The 18,902-nt window shown below is 75.0% G+C and carries 1 protein-coding gene; it reads left to right on the top strand.

Annotation, left to right across the window (positions count from 1 at the left end; genetic code table 11):
• Positions 1-18,882 (top strand): amino acid adenylation domain-containing protein, encoded by an 18,882-nt coding sequence (locus tag ACZ7LV_RS18965; RefSeq protein ID WP_471940621.1) that lies wholly within the window; start codon positions 1-3, stop codon positions 18,880-18,882.
• Positions 18,883-18,902 lie beyond the last annotated feature (20 nt).

Genomic DNA, 18,902 nt, shown 5'->3' with positions numbered 1-18,902 from the left:
GTGTGCGGTTCCGAAGAAGTGCTGGCGTACTGGCGGCGGATACTCACCCCGCTCCCGCTGGAGACATCCCTGCCCACCGACCGCCCTCATCCGGCGGAGCCGGTGGCGAAGCGGGAGACCCGCACTCTGGCCGGCGTCCCCGACGCCCCGGACGCCGTGCGGCTCGCGGCGTTCGTCGCCCTGCTGCACCGCTACACCGGCGCGCCCGACCTGACCGTCGGCCACGACGGTCTGCCGGTGCGGGTGTCCCTCGACCACGAGCCGACCTTCGGGGAACTCGTGCGCCGCGTGACGGAGGCCTGGGAGGGCGCGGAGGCCCACCGGGTGCCCGCCGAACTCCTCGTCGACGAACTGCGCCCCCGCCCGACGCGCGGCGGCGGCCTGTTCTTCAACACCGCCTTCGCCACCGCCGCCCGTCCCGCCGACGACCTGCCCGGCCCCGCCGACGTGGTGCTGGAGGTGCGCGAGGGCCTCGCGCGGGCGACGTACGACCCGCGTCTGTTCGACGGCACCACCGTCGAGCGGCTGCTCGGCCATTACCGGGTGCTGCTCCGCGACGCGCTCGCCCGGCCCGGTACCCCCGTCGCCCGGCTGGACCTGATGGAGCCGGACGAGGTGCGCCAGGTCGTCGCCGCATGGAACGCCACCGAGCACACGGTGCCGCCGCTGACCTGGCCCGCGATGTTCGCCGAGCAGGTACGGACGCGTCCCGACGCCGTCGCCCTGGTCTTCGAGGACGAGCACCTCACCTACGCCGAGCTGGACGCCAGGGCGAACCGTCTCGCCCACGCCCTGATCGCGCGCGGCGCCGGCCCCGAACGCATCGTCGCGCTGGCCCTGCCGCGCTCCACGGACCTGATCGTCGCCGAGGTCGCCGTCCTCAAGTCGGGCGCCGCCTACCTGCCGATCGACCACGACTACCCGGTGGACCGCGTCGCGTACATGCTCGGCGACGCCGCACCGGTCTGCCTCGTGACCACCGAGGAGACCGCGCGGGAACTGCCCGAGCGCGAGGGCATGACCCTGCTCGCCCTCGACATGCCCGCCACCGCGGCCGAGTTGGCCGGGCACGCCCCCCACGATCCCGCGGTGCCCCTCTCCCTGCTGAACGCCGCCTACGTGATCTACACCTCGGGCTCCACCGGCCGCCCCAAGGGCGTCGTGCTCGCCCACAGCGGCGTCGCGAAGCTCGTCGCCACCCAGACCGAGCGGTTTGGCATCGGACCGCACAGCCGGGTGCTCCAGTTCGCCTCGCCCAGCTTCGACGTCGCCTTCTGGGACCTGTGCCTCGGCCTGCTCTCCGGCGGCCGGCTGGTCGTCGTACCGGCCGAACGGCGGGTGCCCGGCGCACCGCTCGCCGACTACGCGAACGCCCACGGCATCACCTTCATGATCCTGCCGCCCGCGCTGCTCGCCGCCATGCCCGACGACGTGCGGCTCCCGGCCGCCGCGACGCTGCTGGCGGGCACCGAGCGGGTCTCGCCCGAGCTGGTGGGGCGCTACGCGCGCGGACGGATGATGTTCAACGCGTACGGGCCGACGGAGGCCACCACCAACTCCACCCTCGGACTGTGCGATCCGGACATCCCGGCCGGCTCCATCGTGCCGATCGGCGTCCCCGACCCCGGCACGCGCGCGTACGTCCTCGACGCCTTCCTGCGGCCGGTTCCCGTCGGGGTCACGGGCGAGCTGTACCTCGGCGGAGCCGGCCTCGCGCGCGGCTACCTCGGCCGGCCCGACCTGACCGCCGAGCGGTTCGTCGCCGACCCCTTCGGGGCGCCCGGCGAACGCCTCTACCGCACCGGTGACCTGGTCCGCTGGAAGGCGGACGGCCGACTGGAGTTCCTCGGCCGCGCCGACGCCCAGGTCAAGATCCGCGGCTTCCGTATCGAGCCCGGCGAGATCGAGTCCGTGCTGCGCGGCCACCCGGCCGTCGACCAGGTCACCGTGGTGGCCCGCGAGGACCGCCCCGGCGACCGGCGGCTCGCCGCGTACGTCGTACCCGCGCTGGACGGGCCGCGCGAGGCCGACCGGGACGCGCGGGTCGAGGACTGGAAGCAGCTGCACGAACTCCTGTACGGCGCCGCCGGGTCCGAGGGGTCACGCGAGGGCGCGGGCGGCTTCCGCGAGAACTTCGCGGGCTGGAACAGCATGTACGACGGCCGGCCGATCCCCGTCGAGGAGATGCGCGAGTGGCGGGACGCGACCGTCGAGCGCATCCGCGGACTCGGCGCCACCGGCCGCGTGCTGGAGATCGGCGTCGGCAGCGGCCTGATCCTGTCCCGTCTCGCCCCGGACTGCGAGTCCTACTGGGGCACCGACCTCTCCGAGCAGGCGATCGAGGCCCTGCGCGCCCAGGTGGCCGCCGCGCCCGAACTCGCCGTCAAGGTCGAACTGCGCGCCCTCGCCGCCCACGACACCGACGCCCTGCCCGCCGGGTACTTCGACACCGTCGTCCTCAACTCCGTCGCCCAGTACTTCCCGAGCGCCGAGTACCTGCGCGACGTGCTGACCCGGATCTCGGGGCTGCTCGCGCCGGGCGGACGCGTCTTCGTCGGCGACATACGCAATTTGCGCCTGCTGCGCACCCTGCGCGCCGCGGTCGAGACCCGGCGTGCGGCGGGTGCCGAGGAGACGGACAAGAGTGCCCTGCGCGCGGCCGTCGAACAGTCGGTGCGCTGGGAGCACGAACTCCTCCTCGACCCCGACTTCTTCGCCGCACTCGACGGCTTCGACGCCGACATCCGCATCAAGCGCGCCGCCCACCACAACGAGCTGAGCCGCTACCGGTACGACGTCGTCCTGCGCCCCGCGACGGCCGTGGCGCCCGTGCCGGACGCGCGCGAGGTGCACTGGGCCGCCGTCGGCGGCCTCACCGGCCTGGCCGCACTGCTGGCACGGCGGCCGCGCCGGCTGCGCGTCACCGGTGTGCCCAACGCACGGCTCGCCGACGACCTGGCGGACCTGCGAAGGCTGGAGGGCAGCGGCCAGGAGGCGGCACCCGGCGCCGACCCCGAGGACGTCGACCGCCTCGCCGCCGAGCACGGCTACGGGGTGGCCCTCACCTGGAACGGCGCGGCCGACGACGGCGCCTTCGACGTGCTCCTCGGCCTCGACGCCCCGCTGACCGGGCCGTACCGGACCGCGGCGGCCCACCCGCACGCCAACCGCCCCGCCCCCTTCCGCGACGTCGGCGCCCTGATGCGGGACCTGCGCGCGCACGCCGCCGAGTGGCTGCCCGACTACATGGTCCCGTCGGCCTTCGTCCCGCTGCACACCCTGCCGGTCACCCCCAGCGGCAAGATCGACGCCAAGGCGCTGCCCGTCCCGGACCGTTCCGCGATGAGTTCCGGCCGTCCCCCGCGCACGGCGCGCGAGAAACTGCTCTGCGGGCTGTACGCCGGGGTGCTGGGGCTGGACTCCGTGACGGCCGAGGACGACTTCCTCGCCCTCGGCGGCGACAGCATCTCCGCCATCCAGCTGCTGGTCCGGGCGCGGGAGGCGGGGCTGCGTCTCACCACCCGCGACGTGTTCCGGCACCGCACGGCCGAGGCCCTCGCGAAGGCCGCCGTCGCACGCACCCACGAGCACACCTCCGACCACCCGCTGGTCGAGGCCGACGCGGCCGAACTCGCCGAGATCCAGGGCACGCGGCCGCTGCCCGTCGCGGAGCTGCTCCCGCTCACCCCGCTCCAGCAGGGCTTCTTCTTCCACGCGCAGAGCGGCGGCCCGGCCGGCGACGCCTATGTGGTGCAGCAGGTGCTCGACCTGGCCGGGCCGGTCGACGGCGAGACCCTGCGCCGCGCCGCACAGCGCCTGCTGGACCGGCACGCGCCCTTGCGGGCCGCGTTCCGCCAGCGCCCGGACGGCACCCCCGTGCAGATCATCACCCGGGACGCCGTACTGCCGTGGCGGGAGATCGACCTGTCGGCACAGGACGGCGAGGTCCGCGAGGCGCTGGGCGACGCGGTGGCCGAGGACGAGCGCTCCCGGGGCTTCGACCTGGCCGCGCCGCCGCTGCTGCGCTGCGCGCTGATCCGGCTCGGCGCCCGGCGCAGCCGGCTGGTCCTGACGTTCCACCACATCGTGGCCGACGGCTGGTCCCTGCCGGTGCTGCACCGCGAGCTGATGGCCTGCTACGGCCAGGACGCGCCGTCCCTCGCCGACGTCAGCCCCTACCGCGCCTTCCTGCGGCGTCTCGCGGAGCAGGACCGCGACGCCGCGGGCGAGGCCTGGCGCACCGCCCTGGCCGGGCTCGACGAGCCCACCCGGCTCGTGGACGCACCCGGGACGGGAGCGCCGGTGCGCCCCGCGCACGTCCGGGTGGAGCTGCCCGAGTCGACCACCGCCCGCCTCGTCGAACGGGCCCGCGCCCACGGCGTCACCCTCGGCACCGTGGTCCAGGCCGCCTGGGGACTGCTGCTGGGCAGGCTCACCGGCCGGGACGACGTGGTGTTCGGCACCACGGTCTCCGGCCGGGACAGCGAGGTCGACGGCATCGCCGCCATGGTGGGCCTGTTCATCAACACCCTGCCCACCCGCTTCCGCTGGGCGCCGGGGCAGCCGCTCGGCGATCTGCTGGTCCGCCTCCAGGAGGAGCAGGCCCGCCTCCTCGACCACCAGCACCTGGGACTCGCCGAGATCCAGCGGCTGGCCGGGCACGCGGGCGGGAGCGAACTCTTCGACACCCTCGTGGTGTTCGAGAACTACCCCGCCGAGACGGACCTGCTAGACGCCACCGGCACCGTCCGGATCACCGGCGACGCGTTCCACGACGCCGTCCATTATCCGCTCGCCCTCGTCGTCAAGCCCGGCCGCAGGCTCGACCTGCGGCTCAAGCACCACACGGAACGGCTGGACGCCGACACCGTGCGCGCGCTCGGCGACCGGCTCGTGCGCATCCTGGAGGCGATCGCCGAGGACCCGGCGCGTGCCGCCGCCTCCGTCGAACTGCTCACGCCCGACGAGGCACTGCGCGCCCACCCGGCCGGCGAGGAGCGCCCCGTCCCGGACACCACGCTGGCCGAGGCGTTCGCCGCGCAGGCCGCCCGCACCCCCGAGGCGACCGCCGTCCTGTTCGAGGACGAACGGCTGACCTACGCCGCACTCGACGCCCGCGCCGAGGCGCTGGCGGCCCGGCTGCGGGCCCGCGGCGCGCGCCCCGGCACGTTCGTCGCGGTCGCGCTCCCGCGGTCGGCGGAGCTGATGGTCGCCCTGCTCGGCGTGCTCAAGTCGGGCGCCGCCTATCTGCCGGTGGACCTCGACTACCCGGCCGACCGGGTGGCCCACATGCTCGCCGACTCCGGCGCCACCACGGTGGTCACGCTGTCCGCGTCCGCCGGCCGGCTGCCCCGGCAGGCACCGCCGGCCCTGCTGCTCGACGCCCCGGCGACGGAGGACGGTCCCGTCACCGGGCGGGCCGCCCGCCCCGGCGACCCCGCCTACCTCATCTACACCTCCGGCTCGACCGGCCTGCCCAAGGGCGTGGTCGTCACCCACCGCGCCATCGTCAACCGGCTGGCGTGGATGCAGGGCGCCTACGGCCTGCGCGCCGACGACCGGGTGCTGCAGAAGACACCGTCCAGCTTCGACGTGTCCGTGTGGGAGTTCTTCTGGCCGCTCCTCGAAGGCGCGGCCGTCGTCCTCGCCCGGCCCGACGGCCACCGCGACCCGGCCTACCTCGCCGCGCTCGTGCGCGAGCGGTCCGTCACGACGATGCACTTCGTGCCGTCCATGCTGGAGGCGTTCCTCCAGTCGGACGACGTCACCGCCGACCCCGCCTGGGCCGCGTCCCTGCGCCGCGTGCTGAGCAGCGGCGAGGCCCTGCCCACGGCCGCCGCGCGCCGCTGGCACGCGCTCACCGGCGTACCGCTGCACAACCTGTACGGCCCGACCGAGGCCGCCGTCGACGTCACCCACCACCCGTACGACGGGGACACGGGCACGACCGTGCCCATCGGGCGGCCGGTGTGGAACACCGGGCTGCGCGTGCTCGACCGGTGCCTGCGGCCCGTCCCCGACGGCGTCCCGGGCGAGCTGTATCTGACGGGTGTGCAGCTGGCGCGCGGCTACCACGGCCGCCCGGCGCTGACCGCGGAGCGGTTCACCGCCGACCCCTACGGTCCGCCCGGCACCCGTATGTACCGCACCGGCGACCTCGTACGGCGCCGCGCGGACGGCGTGGTGGAGTACCTGGGCCGCACCGACCGGCAGGTCAAACTGCGCGGCAACCGCATCGAACTGGGCGAGATCGAGGCCGCGCTGACACGGCTGCCCGAGGTGGCGCAGACCGCCGTGACGGTACGGGACGACGCGCTCGTCGCCTACGTCGTGCCGTCGGCCGCCGCCGACGTCGACGCCACGGTGCTGCGTGCGGCCCTGTCCGCCGCCCTGCCCGCCCCGATGGTCCCCGGCGCCTACGTCCCGCTCGACGCGCTGCCGCTGACCCCGAGCGGCAAGCTGGACCGGGCCGCGCTGCCCGCCCCGCAGGCCGTACGGGCCGTCGCCCGCGCACCCCGCGATCCGCGCGAGCAGCTCCTCACGGAGATCTTCGCGGCCGTGCTGAAGCTCCCCGACGCCGGTGTGGACGACGACTTCTTCCTGCTCGGCGGCGACAGCATCACCTCCATCGCCGTCTCCAGCCGCGCCCGCCGTGCCGGTCTGGCGATCGGCCCGCGCGACGTCTTCGAGCACCGCACCCCGGCCGCCCTCGCCGCGGCCGCCACCGTGGACGAGCGGGCCGAACCCGCCGCGGCGGCACCGGCGTTCGTCCTCACCGAGGAGGAACGCGCCCGCGTGGAGCGACTCGCCCCCGGCCGCGTCGAGGACGTGTGGCCGCTCGCGCCGCTCCAGGAAGGCCTGTTCTTCCACTCCACCTACGACGACGGCGTCCTGGACGTCTACACCGTCCACGAGTCCTTCGACTTCGCCGAACGGGTCGACACGGCACGGCTGGTGGCCGCCACCCGCACCCTGCTCTCCCGCAACCCCAGCCTGCGGGCCGGCTTCACCAGCGAAGGCCTGCCCCAGCCGGTCCAGTTCATCGTCCGCGACGCGGAGATCCCGCTCACCGAGGTCGACCTGTCCGGGCTGGAGAGGGCCGAACAGGACGCCCGGATGCGGGAGTTGATGGACGAGGAGCGCTCGCGCCGCTTCGACCTGAGCAGCCCGCTGCTGTTCCGCATGCTCCTCGTGCGCCTCGGGGACGGCCGCGGCGACCGCCTGGTGATCGGACGCCACCTGATCCTGTGGGACGGCTGGTCGGCCTGGCTGTTCCTGGACCAGCTGTTCGCCCTCTACGAGAACGGGGGAGACCCGGCGGGCCTCGACCGGCCCGGCTCGTACCGCGACTACCTGACCTGGCTGGAGCACCAGGACGACGCCGAGGCCACCCGCGCCTGGCGGACCGCCCTCGCCGGGTTCGAGGAGCCCACGCTGCTGGTCCCCGCGGTCTCCGACCGAGGACCGGAGCCGGTGATCCCCGAGCAGCTCGACGCCGTCCTCGCCCCCGAGGTGACCGACCGGCTGCGCGACACCGCCCGCCGGCACGGCCTCACCCTGAACACGGTCCTCAACGCGGCCTGGGGCCTCGCCCTGGCGGCCGTCACGGGCCGCACCGACGTCGCGTTCGGCACCACCGTCGCCGGACGTCCCAGCGAGGTCCCGGACGTCGAGAACGTCATCGGCATGTTCCTCAACACCGTGCCCGCCCGCCTCGCCTTCGACCCGCGTGAGCCGGTCCTCGACCTGCTGCGCCGCGTCCAGGGCGAGCGCCTCGCGCTGATGCCGTTCGAGTACCTGGGCCTGGGCGTCCTCCAGGCCGAGACGGGCCACCGGCGCCTGTTCGACACCCTGTTCGTGCTGCGCAACGCCGACACCGACGAGCGCCTCGCCGAACTGCGCGACCGGCACGGGGCGAGCGCCGTCGCCAACGTGGACGCCACCCACTACCCGGCCAACCTGGTCGTCACCCCGGGCGAGCGGGTCCGGGTCACCCTCGCCTACCGTCCGGACCTGCTGGACGACGGGTACGCGCGCGGCCTGCTCGACCGGTTCGTGCTCCTGGTCGGCCGCCTGGTCGCCGATCCGTCGGCGCCGGTCGGCTCGCTCGACCCGCTGCTGCCCACCGAGGCCGAGGCGCTGGCCCGCGAGGAGGCCGGGAACCGGCAGCCGGTGCCGCACGAGACCGTCGCGGACATGCTCGCCGCCCAGGCCGCCCGCACCCCCGACGCGACCGCCCTCGTCTTCGGCGCCCGGACCGTCACGTACGCCGAACTCGACGCCCACTGCAACCGCATGGCCCGGCTGCTCCTCGCGCGCGGCGCGGGCCCCGAGAAGGTCGTCGCGCTGGGCCTGCCCCGGTCGATCGACATGGTGGTCGCGCTGTTCGCGGTGCTGCGCACCGGGGCCGCGTACCTGCCGCTGGAGCTGGACCACCCGGCCGAGCGGCTGTCGCTGATGCTGGCCGACGCCCGCCCGCTGCTCCTGCTGTCCACCGAGGCGGTGTCACGGACCCTCACCGGCGACACCCCGCGCGTCCTGCTCGACGACCCCGAGGTGGCGGCCGAGCTCAGGGGTCTGCCCGCCGACGCCGTGGACGTCACCTTCAGCCTCGACCACCCCGCGTACGTCATCTACACCTCCGGTTCCACCGGCCGCCCCAAGGGTGTGGTCACGCCGTACGTCGGCCTGACGAACATGCAGCTCAACCACCAGAAGGAGATCTTCGCCCCGGCGATCGCCTCGGCCGGCGGGCGCCGGCTGCGCATCGCGCACACCGTGTCGTTCGCGTTCGACATGTCCTGGGAGGAGCTGCTGTGGCTCGTCGAAGGACACGAGGTGCACGTCTGCGACGAGGAACTGCGCCGTGACGCCACCGCGCTGGTGGTGTACTGCGAGGAGCACCGCGTCGACGTCGTGAACGTGACGCCCACCTACGCCCATCTCCTCATCGAGGAGGGCCTGCTGGAAGGCCACCGGCCGCCGCTGGTGCTGCTCGGCGGCGAGGCCGTGACCGAGACGGTGTGGAACGCCCTGCGGGACACCGAGGGGACCTACGGCTACAACCTGTACGGGCCCACCGAGTACACGATCAACACGCTCGGTGGGGGCACCGACGACAGCGCCACCCCCACCGTGGGCCGCCCGATCCGCGCCACCCGGGCCCGCATCCTCGACGCCTGGCTGCGCCCGGTGCCGGACGGCGTGGCGGGTGAGCTGTACATCGCCGGCGTGGGCCTGGCCCGCGGCTACCTCGACCGGCCGGGCCTGACGGCCGAGCGCTTCGTGGCCGACCCGTACGGGCGGCCGGGCGAGCGCATGTACCGCACCGGCGACCTGGTGCGGCGCGGCCCGGACGGCAACCTCGACTTCCTCGGCCGCACCGACGACCAGGTCAAGATCCGCGGTCACCGCGTGGAACTCGGCGAGATCGAGACGGCGCTCGCCCAGCACCCCGAGGTGTCCCAGGCCGCGGTCGTGGCCCGCGACGACACCGCCGCCCCGGGCACCAAGCGGCTCGTGGGCTACGTCGTCCCGGCGGAACCCGACGCCGAGGCGCTCGACATGGCCGAGCGGGACCAGATCGGCGAGTGGCAGGAGATCTACTCCGCCGAGTACAGCGAGATCGGCACGGCCGTCTTCACCGAGGACTTCGCGGGCTGGGACAGCTCCTACGACGGCGCGCCCATCCCCGTGGAGCACATGCGCGAGTGGCGCGAGGCCACCGTGGAGCGCATCCGCGAGCTGCGGCCGCGACGCGTCCTGGAGATCGGCGTCGGCTCCGGACTGCTGCTGTCGCGGCTCGCCCCCGACGCGGAGGCCTACTGGGCCACCGACTTCGCGGCGCCCGTGATCCGCAAGATCGGCCAGGACCTGGAGGCCGACCCCGAGCTGGCGCGCAAGGTCGAACTGCGCTGCCAGGCCGCCGAGGTGACCGACGGCCTGCCGGCCGGGTACTTCGACACGGTCGTCGTCAACTCCGTCGTGCAGTACTTCCCGAGCCTGGACCACCTGCACAAGGTGATCCGCGGTGCCATGGAGCTGCTCGCGCCGGGCGGCGCCCTGTTCCTCGGTGACGTGCGCGACCTGCGGCAGGCGCGGGTCTTCCAGACCGGCATCCAGCTCGCCCGCGCGGGCACGGAGAGCGACCCGGACACCCTGCGCCGGGCCGTGGAGCGCGGCCTCGCCCTGGAGAAGGAACTCCTCGTCGACCCCGACTGGTTCAGCACCCTCGGCCTCGGCACCGAACTGCGCACCAAGGCCGGCCGGCACCACAACGAACTGGCCCGCTACCGCTACGACGTGGTGCTGTACGAGGGCGAGGACGCCCTGCGCCTCGACGACGCCCCGGTGCTGGACTGGGCCGGTACCGGCGACCTCACCGCCCGCCTGGACGGCGTGGACCTGCTCCGGGTCCGCCGCGTCCCCGACGCCCGTACGGCGGACGACCTCGCGGCGACGCGGGCGATGGACGCCGGACGCCCCGTCCCCGTTCCGAAGGGCGAGGAGCCCGAGCGGCTGCGGTGGCTGGGGGAGTCCCGCGGTTACCGGGTCCTGACGACCTGGTCGGACGAACCCGGCCACTTCGACGCCGTCTTCGTGCGCGGTACTGCGCCCCGGCGCACATCGGGACTGCACCGCCCCCGCCCCGAACGGGGCACCGCCCCCTACGCCAACACCCCCACCGCCGCCCGCGGCAACGGCGCGCTGGTCCGCCGGCTGCGCGAGGACCTGGGGCGGCGGCTGCCCGGCTACATGGTCCCCGCCGCCTTCGTGGTGCTGCCCCGGCTGCCGATGAACGACAACGGCAAGCTGGACGTGCGGGCGCTGCCGGACGCCGAGCCCGCCGTGGCCCTGTCGCAGGGCCGCGGGCCGCGCACGCCCGTCGAGGAGGTGCTGTGCCGTCTCTTCGCCGAGGTGCTGGGGCTGCCGCGCACCGGCGCGGAGGACAACTTCTTCGACCTGGGCGGCCATTCGCTGCTCGCCACCCGCCTGATCAGCCGGGCCCGCACCGAACTCGGCGCGGAGCTCGCGATCCGGGACCTGTTCGAGGCACCGACGCCCGAGGCGCTGGCGCTGCGCGCCGAGGCGGGACGGCCCGCCCGTCCGGTGCTGCGCCCCGTACCCGCGGCCGAGCGGCCCGCACGGGTACCGCTGTCGGCCGCCCAGCGGCGGCTGTGGCTGGTGGAGCGGATCACCGGCGGCGGCGTCGCCTACAACTTCCCGCTGGTCGTCCGGGTGCGCGGAGCACTCGACACCGACGCCCTGCGGGCCGCGCTGCGCGAGGTGACCGACCGTCATGAGACGCTGCGCACCCGGTTCGTGAGCGAGAACGGCGAGCCGTACCAGTGGATCGCGCCGCCCGGCGCGGTCGAGCCCGACGTCCGGGTGACCGACTGCGCCGAGGAGGAACTCGCCGCGCGGATCGAGGCGGCCCAGCGCCGCCCCTTCGACCTGGGCACCGAACTCCCCGTGCGGGCCGAGGTCCTGCGGCTGGGAGCCGAGGACCACGTGGTGGCGGTGGTGCTGCACCACATCACCACCGACGAATGGTCGGACCGGCCGTTCCTGGCCGACCTGAACCGCGCCTACGCGGCCCGCACCACCGGCGAGCGGCCAAACCCGGCGCCCCTGCCGGTCCAGTACGCCGACTACACGCTGTGGCAGGAGCGCCTGCTCGCCGAGGTCGGCGACGAACAACTCGCCTACTGGACACGGACCCTGCGCGAGCTGCCCGAGGAGATCCCGCTGCCGCTGGACCGCCCCGGCGCGGCCCGCACCACGGGCCGGGGCGCCACCGTGCGCCGCTCCCTGCCGGACGCGACGGGGGCCGCGCTGCGGGAACTGGCGGCCGGACACCAGGTCAGCATGTTCATGCTGTTCCAGGCGGCGACGGCGGCCCTGCTGCACCGGATGGGAGCCGGGGACGACATCCCGCTCGGCGCGCCGATCGCGGGGCGCACCGACAGCGCGGTGGACGACCTGGTCGGCTTCTTCGTCAACACCCTCGTCCTGCGCACGGACCTGTCCGGCGACCCGACGTTCACCGAACTCCTCGGCCGGGTACGGGAGGCCGCGCTCACCGCCTTCGAGCACCAGGACGTGCCGTTCGACCGGGTGGTCGAGGCCGTCAACCCGGCCCGCGTCGCCGACCGCAACCCGCTGTTCCAGGTGATGCTCGGCTACCACCACCGGCCCGACGGCGACCCCGACCTGTTCGGGCTGCCCACCGAGTGGTTTGCCATGGACACCGGCATGGCCAAGTTCGACCTGGACTTCACCTTCGTCGACCACGGCGCCGGATGCGACATGGCGCTGCTGCTGGAGTACGCCACCGACCTCACCGACGCGGACACCGCCGCCGGGCTCGTCCAGCGGCTGGTGAGCCTGCTGGAGCAGGTCGCGCGCGACCCGGCCCGGCCGGTGGGCTCGCTGACCGTGCTGACGGCCGAGGAGGAGTCGGCCACCACCACCGTGTGGAACGACACCGCGAGGCCGCTGGAGCCGCGCTCCGTGCCGGAGATCCTGGACGACATCGTCCGGGCCCGGCCCGACGCGCCGGCGCTCGTTGCCGGGAACGAACGGCTCAGCTTCCGGGAACTGGCGGCACGGGTGGACGCGGTGGCCCGGCTGCTGCGGCACCGCGGCGCGCGCCCCGAGACGGTCGTCGGGCTGGCCCTGCCCCGGCACCTGATGGTCCCGGCCCTCCTCGGCGTGCTCAAGGCGGGCGCCGCCTGCCTGCCGCTGGACCCCGAGTACCCGGCCGAGCGGCTGGAGTTCATGCTGCGGGACACCGCGTCCCTCTGCGTCCTGACCACGGCCGCCCTCGCGCCCCGGCTGCCGCGGGACTGCGTGCCCGTCCTGCTCGACGAGGCCGGCCCCGCCGCGGACGGCGAGACCCCCGCCCCCGTGGCACCCGACCCGTCGCACGCCGCCTACGTCATCTTCACCTCCGGCTCCACCGGCCGGCCCAAGGGCGTCGTCGGCACCCACCGCGGCCTGAGCAACCTCTACGCCGTGCAGCGCGAGGACGTCGTCGCCCCCGCCGAGCGGGCGGCCGGCCGTACGGGCCTGCGGGCCGCGCACGCCGCGTCGTTCAGCTTCGACGGCAGCTGGGAGCCGCTGCTCTGGCTGCTGGCGGGCCACGAACTGCACGTGACCGACGAGGCCACCATGGCCGACCCGGCCGCGCTGCTGGCCTACCTCGGCCGGGAGCGGATCGACTACCTCGACGTCACCCCGACCTATCTGCGCGAACTGGTCCACCACGGCTTCCTCGCCCCCGGCGGCCACGTCCCCGGCGTCATCACGGTGGGCGGCGAGGCGACCCCGGCGGCGCTGTGGGAGCGACTGCGCGCGCTGCCCGGCGTCCAGATCCACGACCTGTACGGGCCCACCGAGTGCGCCGTCGACGCCTACGGCTGGCACGACGGCACGTCCGGCCCCTGGGCGGCCCCGGTCGGCAACATCCGCGCCCACGTCCTCGACGACGCGCTGCGGCCCGTCCCCGTGGGCGTCACGGGCGAACTCCACCTGGCCGGCGAGGGGCTGGCCCGCGGCTACCTGAACCGGCCCGGTATGACCGCCGAGCGGTTCGTGGCCGACCCCTTCGGCGCGCCGGGCAGCCGCATGTACCGCACCGGCGACCTCGCCCGGCGCCGCCGGGACGGCACGCTGGAGTTCCTCGGGCGCGCCGACAGCCAGGTCAAGCTGCGCGGGTTCCGCATCGAACTCGGCGAGATCGAGGCACAGCTCGCCGAGCACCCCGACGTGGCCACCGCCGCCGTCATGGTCCGGGAGGACACGCCGGGCGTGCGCAGGCTGGTCGCCTACGTCCTCGCGGCCGGCGACCGCGAACCCGACCCGTCGCACCTGCGCGCCCACGTCGCCGCCACGCTTCCGGCGCACATGGTCCCGGCCGCCTTCGTCCGCGTCACCGCCCTGCCGCGCACCGTCTCCGGCAAGCTCGACGCGAAGGCGCTGCCCGCGCCGGACTTCGCCGCGCTCAGCTCGGGGCGCCGGCCCCGCACCCCCCGCGAGGACCTGCTCTGCGAGGCGTTCGCCGCGGTCCTCGGCGTCCCCGAGGTCGGCATCGACGACGACTTCTTCGCCCTGGGCGGCCACTCGCTGCTGGCCATGCGGCTCACCGCCCGGATCCGGGCGGTGCTCGGCACCGAGGTGTCGCTGCGCACGGTCTTCGACGCGCCCACCGTGGCCCGGCTCGCGGAACGCCTCACGGACGAACGGGACACCGGCCGCCCCGCCCTGACGGTCCGGCCGCGTCCCGAACGCCTGCCGCTCTCCTCCGCCCAGCGGCGCCTGTGGGTGCTGTACCAGGTGGAGGGCCCCTCCGCGACGTACAACATCCCCGCCGCGTGGCGGCTGTCCGGCGCCCTGGACGTGGAGGCGCTGCGCGCCGCGGTGCACGACCTGGTGGCACGGCACGAGACGCTGCGCACGGTCTTCCCCGACGAGGAGGGCCGGGCCTTCCAGCACGTGCTGGATCCGGCCGAGGTCCGGATCCCCTTCCAGGCGGAGGAGGCGACCGAGGAACTGCTGCCGGGGCTGCTGGAGCGGGCCGGCGCGTACGGCTTCCGGCTGGAGAGCGAACCGCCGCTGCGCGTCCAGGTGTTCCGCACCGGGGAGCAGGACTGGACCCTGCTCCTGCTGCTGCACCACATCGCCGGTGACGAGTGGTCCGAGGCCCCCCTCAACCGGGACCTGGCCCTCGCCTACGCGGCCCGTACGGCCGGACGGGCCCCCGAGTGGGAGCCGCTGCCCGTCCAGTACGCCGACTACACGCTGTGGCAGCGTGACGTCCTCGGGGACGAGAAGGACCCCCGAAGCCTCGCCGCGCGGCAGGTCGAACACTGGCGCCGGGCGCTGGCCGGGCTGCCCGAGGAACTCGCGCTGCCCGTCGACCGGCCCCGCCAGCTGGAGGCGAGCTACCGGGGCGGCTCCGCCGACCTGTCGCTGGACGCCGAAATGGCGGCGGACCTGCACCGGTTGGCGCGCGACAACGGCGTCAGCGTGTTCATGGTCCTCCAGGCCGCCGTGGCCACCCTGCTCACCCGACTGGGGGCGGGCCACGACATCCCCATCGGCAGCCCCATCTCCGGCCGCACCGACGCGGCCCTGGACGACCTGGTCGGGTTCTTCCTCAACACCCTGGTGCTGCGCACCGACACCTCCGGGGACCCCTCCTTCCGGGAGCTGCTCGCCCGGGTACGGGAGGCCGACCTCGCCGCCTTCGACCACCAGGACGTGCCCTTCGAGCGGCTGGTGGAGGTGCTCAACCCCACCCGGTCCCTGGCCCGGCACCCGCTGTTCCAGGTGATGGTGGTGTACCTCGCGTCCGGCGGCGACGACGCCGGGCTGCCCGGCCTGCGGGCCCACCGGGACGACGTGGCGCAGACGACGGCGAAGTTCGACCTGTCCTTCGACTTCGTGGAGCGCTCCGACGGCCACGGCGTGGACGGCGTGCTGGAGTACAGCGCCGAACTGTTCGACCACGCGACCGCGCAGTCCTTCGCGGACCGTCTGCGGCGCGTCCTGCGGGCCGTCACCGCGGACCCGGACGTCGCGCTCGGACGCGTCGGCATCCTCGACCCCGAGGAGGAGACGCGGCTGCGCGGCGGCTGGCACGGCCGTCCCCTCGGCGCCGCGCCGACCACCGTGCCCGCGCTCTTCGAGGAGGCGGTGCGCCGGTACCCGGACCTGCCCGCCGCCGCCTCCGACGGCGTCGAACTCGGTTTCGCCGAGCTCGACGCGCGGGCCAACCGGCTGGCCCGCCTCCTGGTCCGGCACGGCGCGGGCCCCGAGCGGTACGTCGCCCTCGCCCTGCCGCGCACCGCGCACTTCCTGACGGCCGTGCTCGCGGTGCACAAGGCGGGAGCGGCCTACCTGCCGCTCGACCCGGACGCGCCCAGGGACCGCACGGCCGACGTCCTCGGCGACGCCCGCCCGGTCCTGACGCTCACCACCCGCGCCCTCGCCGCCGCCCTGCCGCCCGGCACCGATCCCCTCGTCCTCGACGAGCCCGGCACGGCCGAGCGGATCGCGGCACAGGACGCGTCCGGCCTCACGGACGCCGACCGGACCGCCCCGCTGACGCCCCGCCACCCGGCGTACGTCATCTACACCTCAGGCTCCACCGGCCGGCCGAAGGGGGTCGTCGTCACCCACGAGACCCTCGGTCACCTCTTCCACAGCCACCGCGAGACGCTGTACCGGCCCGCCGTCGAGGCCACCGGGCGCCGGCACCTGCGGGCGGGTCACGCCTGGTCCTTCTTCTTCGACGCCTCCTGGCAGCCCCAGCTGTGGCTGCTCGACGGGCATTGCGTGCACGTGGTGTCCGAGGAGGTCCGGCGCGACCCCGAACTGCTCGCGGCGGCCGTCGCCGCGCACCGATTCGACTTCCTGGAGGTCACCCCGTCCTTCTTCGCGCAGATGGCCGACAGCGGTCTGCTGACCGGGGACGACTGTCCCCTCGCCGTCGTCGGCGTGGGCGGCGAGGCCGTACCGGGGGCGCTGTGGCAGCGGCTCGCCGCGCTGCGCGGCACCGAGGCCTTCAACCTGTACGGGCCGACGGAGTCCACCGTGGACGCCCTGGTCGCGCGGGTCCGTGACAGCGAACGCCCCCTCGTGGGACGGCCGGTGGCCGGAACCCGCGCCTATGTGCTGGACCGGCTGCTCCAGCCGGTGCCGCCCGGCGTCACGGGCGAGCTGTACCTGGCGGGCGGCGGCCTCGCCCGGGGCTACCTCGGCGCACCGGGACTCACGGCCGAGCGGTTCGTGGCCGACCCCTTCGGCGCGCCCGGCGGGCGGCTCTACCGCACCGGCGACCTTGCCCGCTGGACCGCCGACGGGCGCCTCGACTACCTCGGCCGCGCCGACGACCAGGTCAAGATCCGCGGCTTCCGCATCGAACCGGCCGAGATCGAGTCCACGCTCACCGCACACCCCGCCGTCGCGCAGGCGCTGGTGACGGTACGGCAGGAGGGACCGCGCAAGCTGCTGGTGGCCTATGTCGTCCCGGCCCCGGGCGCCGCCCCGGACCCGGGGTCACTGCGCGGCCATGTCGCCGCCCGGCTCCCGGACCACATGGTGCCGGCGGCCGTGGTCACGCTGGAGCGGTTCCCGCAACTGGCCAACGGCAAGCTCGACCGCGCCGCCCTGCCCGCCCCGGACTTCTCCGCCCTGTCCTCCGGCCGTGCGCCCGCGACCGAAGTGGAGGAGCTGCTCTGCACGGTCGTCGGCGAGGTGCTGGGGCTGGAACAGGTCGGCGTGGACGACGACTTCTTCGCCCTCGGCGGCGACAGCATCGTCGCGATGCAACTCGTCGGCCGCGCCCGCGCCGCAGGCCTGCGCATCACTCCCCGGCAGGTCTTCCGGCACCGCACGGTCGCCGCGCTGAGCACGGTCGCCGAGGCCGCCGGCGAGACCGGCTCCCGCCCGGTGGACGACGGCACCGGAACCGTGCCGCTCACCCCGGTGATGCACTGGCTGCGCGAACTGGGCGGCCCCTTCGCCACCTACCACCAGGCGGCGCTCGTGCGCACCCCCGCGGCCCTGGACCTGCCCGGCCTCACCGCCGTGCTCCAGGCGCTGGCCGACCGGCACGACCTGCTGAGGGCGAGACTGGTGCGGCCCGCGCCGGACGCCCTGGAGGACTGGTCGCTGCACGTGCCGCCGGCCGGCGCGGTCGACGCCGCCGGATGGATCGACCGCGTGGACGTGACGGGCCTGAACGCCGAGGCGCTCTCCGCGACCGTACGCGACCAGGCGCACGCGGCGCGGGCGCTGCTCGACCCGGACGCCGGCGCCATGGTCAGGGCGGTGTGGTTCGACGCGGGCGACGCCCCGGGACGGCTGCTGCTGCTGGCCCACCACCTGGTGGTGGACGGCGTCTCCTGGCGGGTGCTCCTGCCCGACCTGGCCACCGCCTGGCAGCACGTCGCCGCCGGCCGGCCGGCGCGGCTCGCCCCCGTCGAGACGTCCTTCGCCCGCTGGTCGCGGCTGCTGACCGAGCTGGCCCAGGACCCGGCCAGGGAGGCGGAACTGCCGGTGTGGACGGCCGTGTCGGACGGCGGCACGGAGCCCTTCCCGCTCCTGCGCGAGCTGGACCCGGACCGCGACACGACCGCCACCCGGGGGGAGGTCGTCCTGCGGATGCCCGCCGAGCACACCGGGCCGCTGCTGTCCACGGTGCCCGCCACCCTCGGGGCCGGGGTCAACGACGTGCTGCTGGCCGGACTTGCCCTGGCCTTCGCCGACCGGCGGCGGCGCGACGGCGGCGCGGACACCTCCGTCCTGGTCGACCTCGAAGGCCACGGCCGCGCCGAGGAACTGGGCGGTGACGACCTCGACCTCTCCCGTACGGTCGGCTGGTTCACCAGCGTCTTCCCGGTCCGCCTCGACCCCGGCCCGGTCGATCCGGCCGACGCCTTCGCGGGCGGCCCGGCGGCGGGGGAGGCCGTACGACGGGTGCGGGAGCACCTGGCCGCGCTGCCCGCGGGCGGCATCGGGCACGGCATGCTGCGGCACCTCAACCCCCGGACCCGCGAGGAGCTCGCCGGCCGCGAGGCGGCCCGGATCGAGTTCAACTACCTCGGGCGGTTCGGCATCCCCGAGGAGACGGACTGGTCGTACGCGCCGGAGGAGGACGCGGCCGACATCGGCCCCGAGGGCGCCATGCGCGAAGGCCACGCGCTGAGCATCAACGTGGTCACCGAGGACCGGGCGGACGGGCCGGTGCTGGCCGCCCACTGGTCCTACCTGGAAGGACTGCTGCCGCGCGAGACGGTCCAGGACCTGGCCGAGACCTGGTTCAGGGCACTGGAAGGGCTCGTCGCGTGGGCGGAGCGGAACACACGGTCGTGAACGATGAGGAGAGGAAGAAC

It is taken from the genome of Streptomyces sp. NPDC107562, from assembly GCF_055657325.1.
This window is presented reverse-complemented; position numbering and strand designations above follow the sequence as displayed.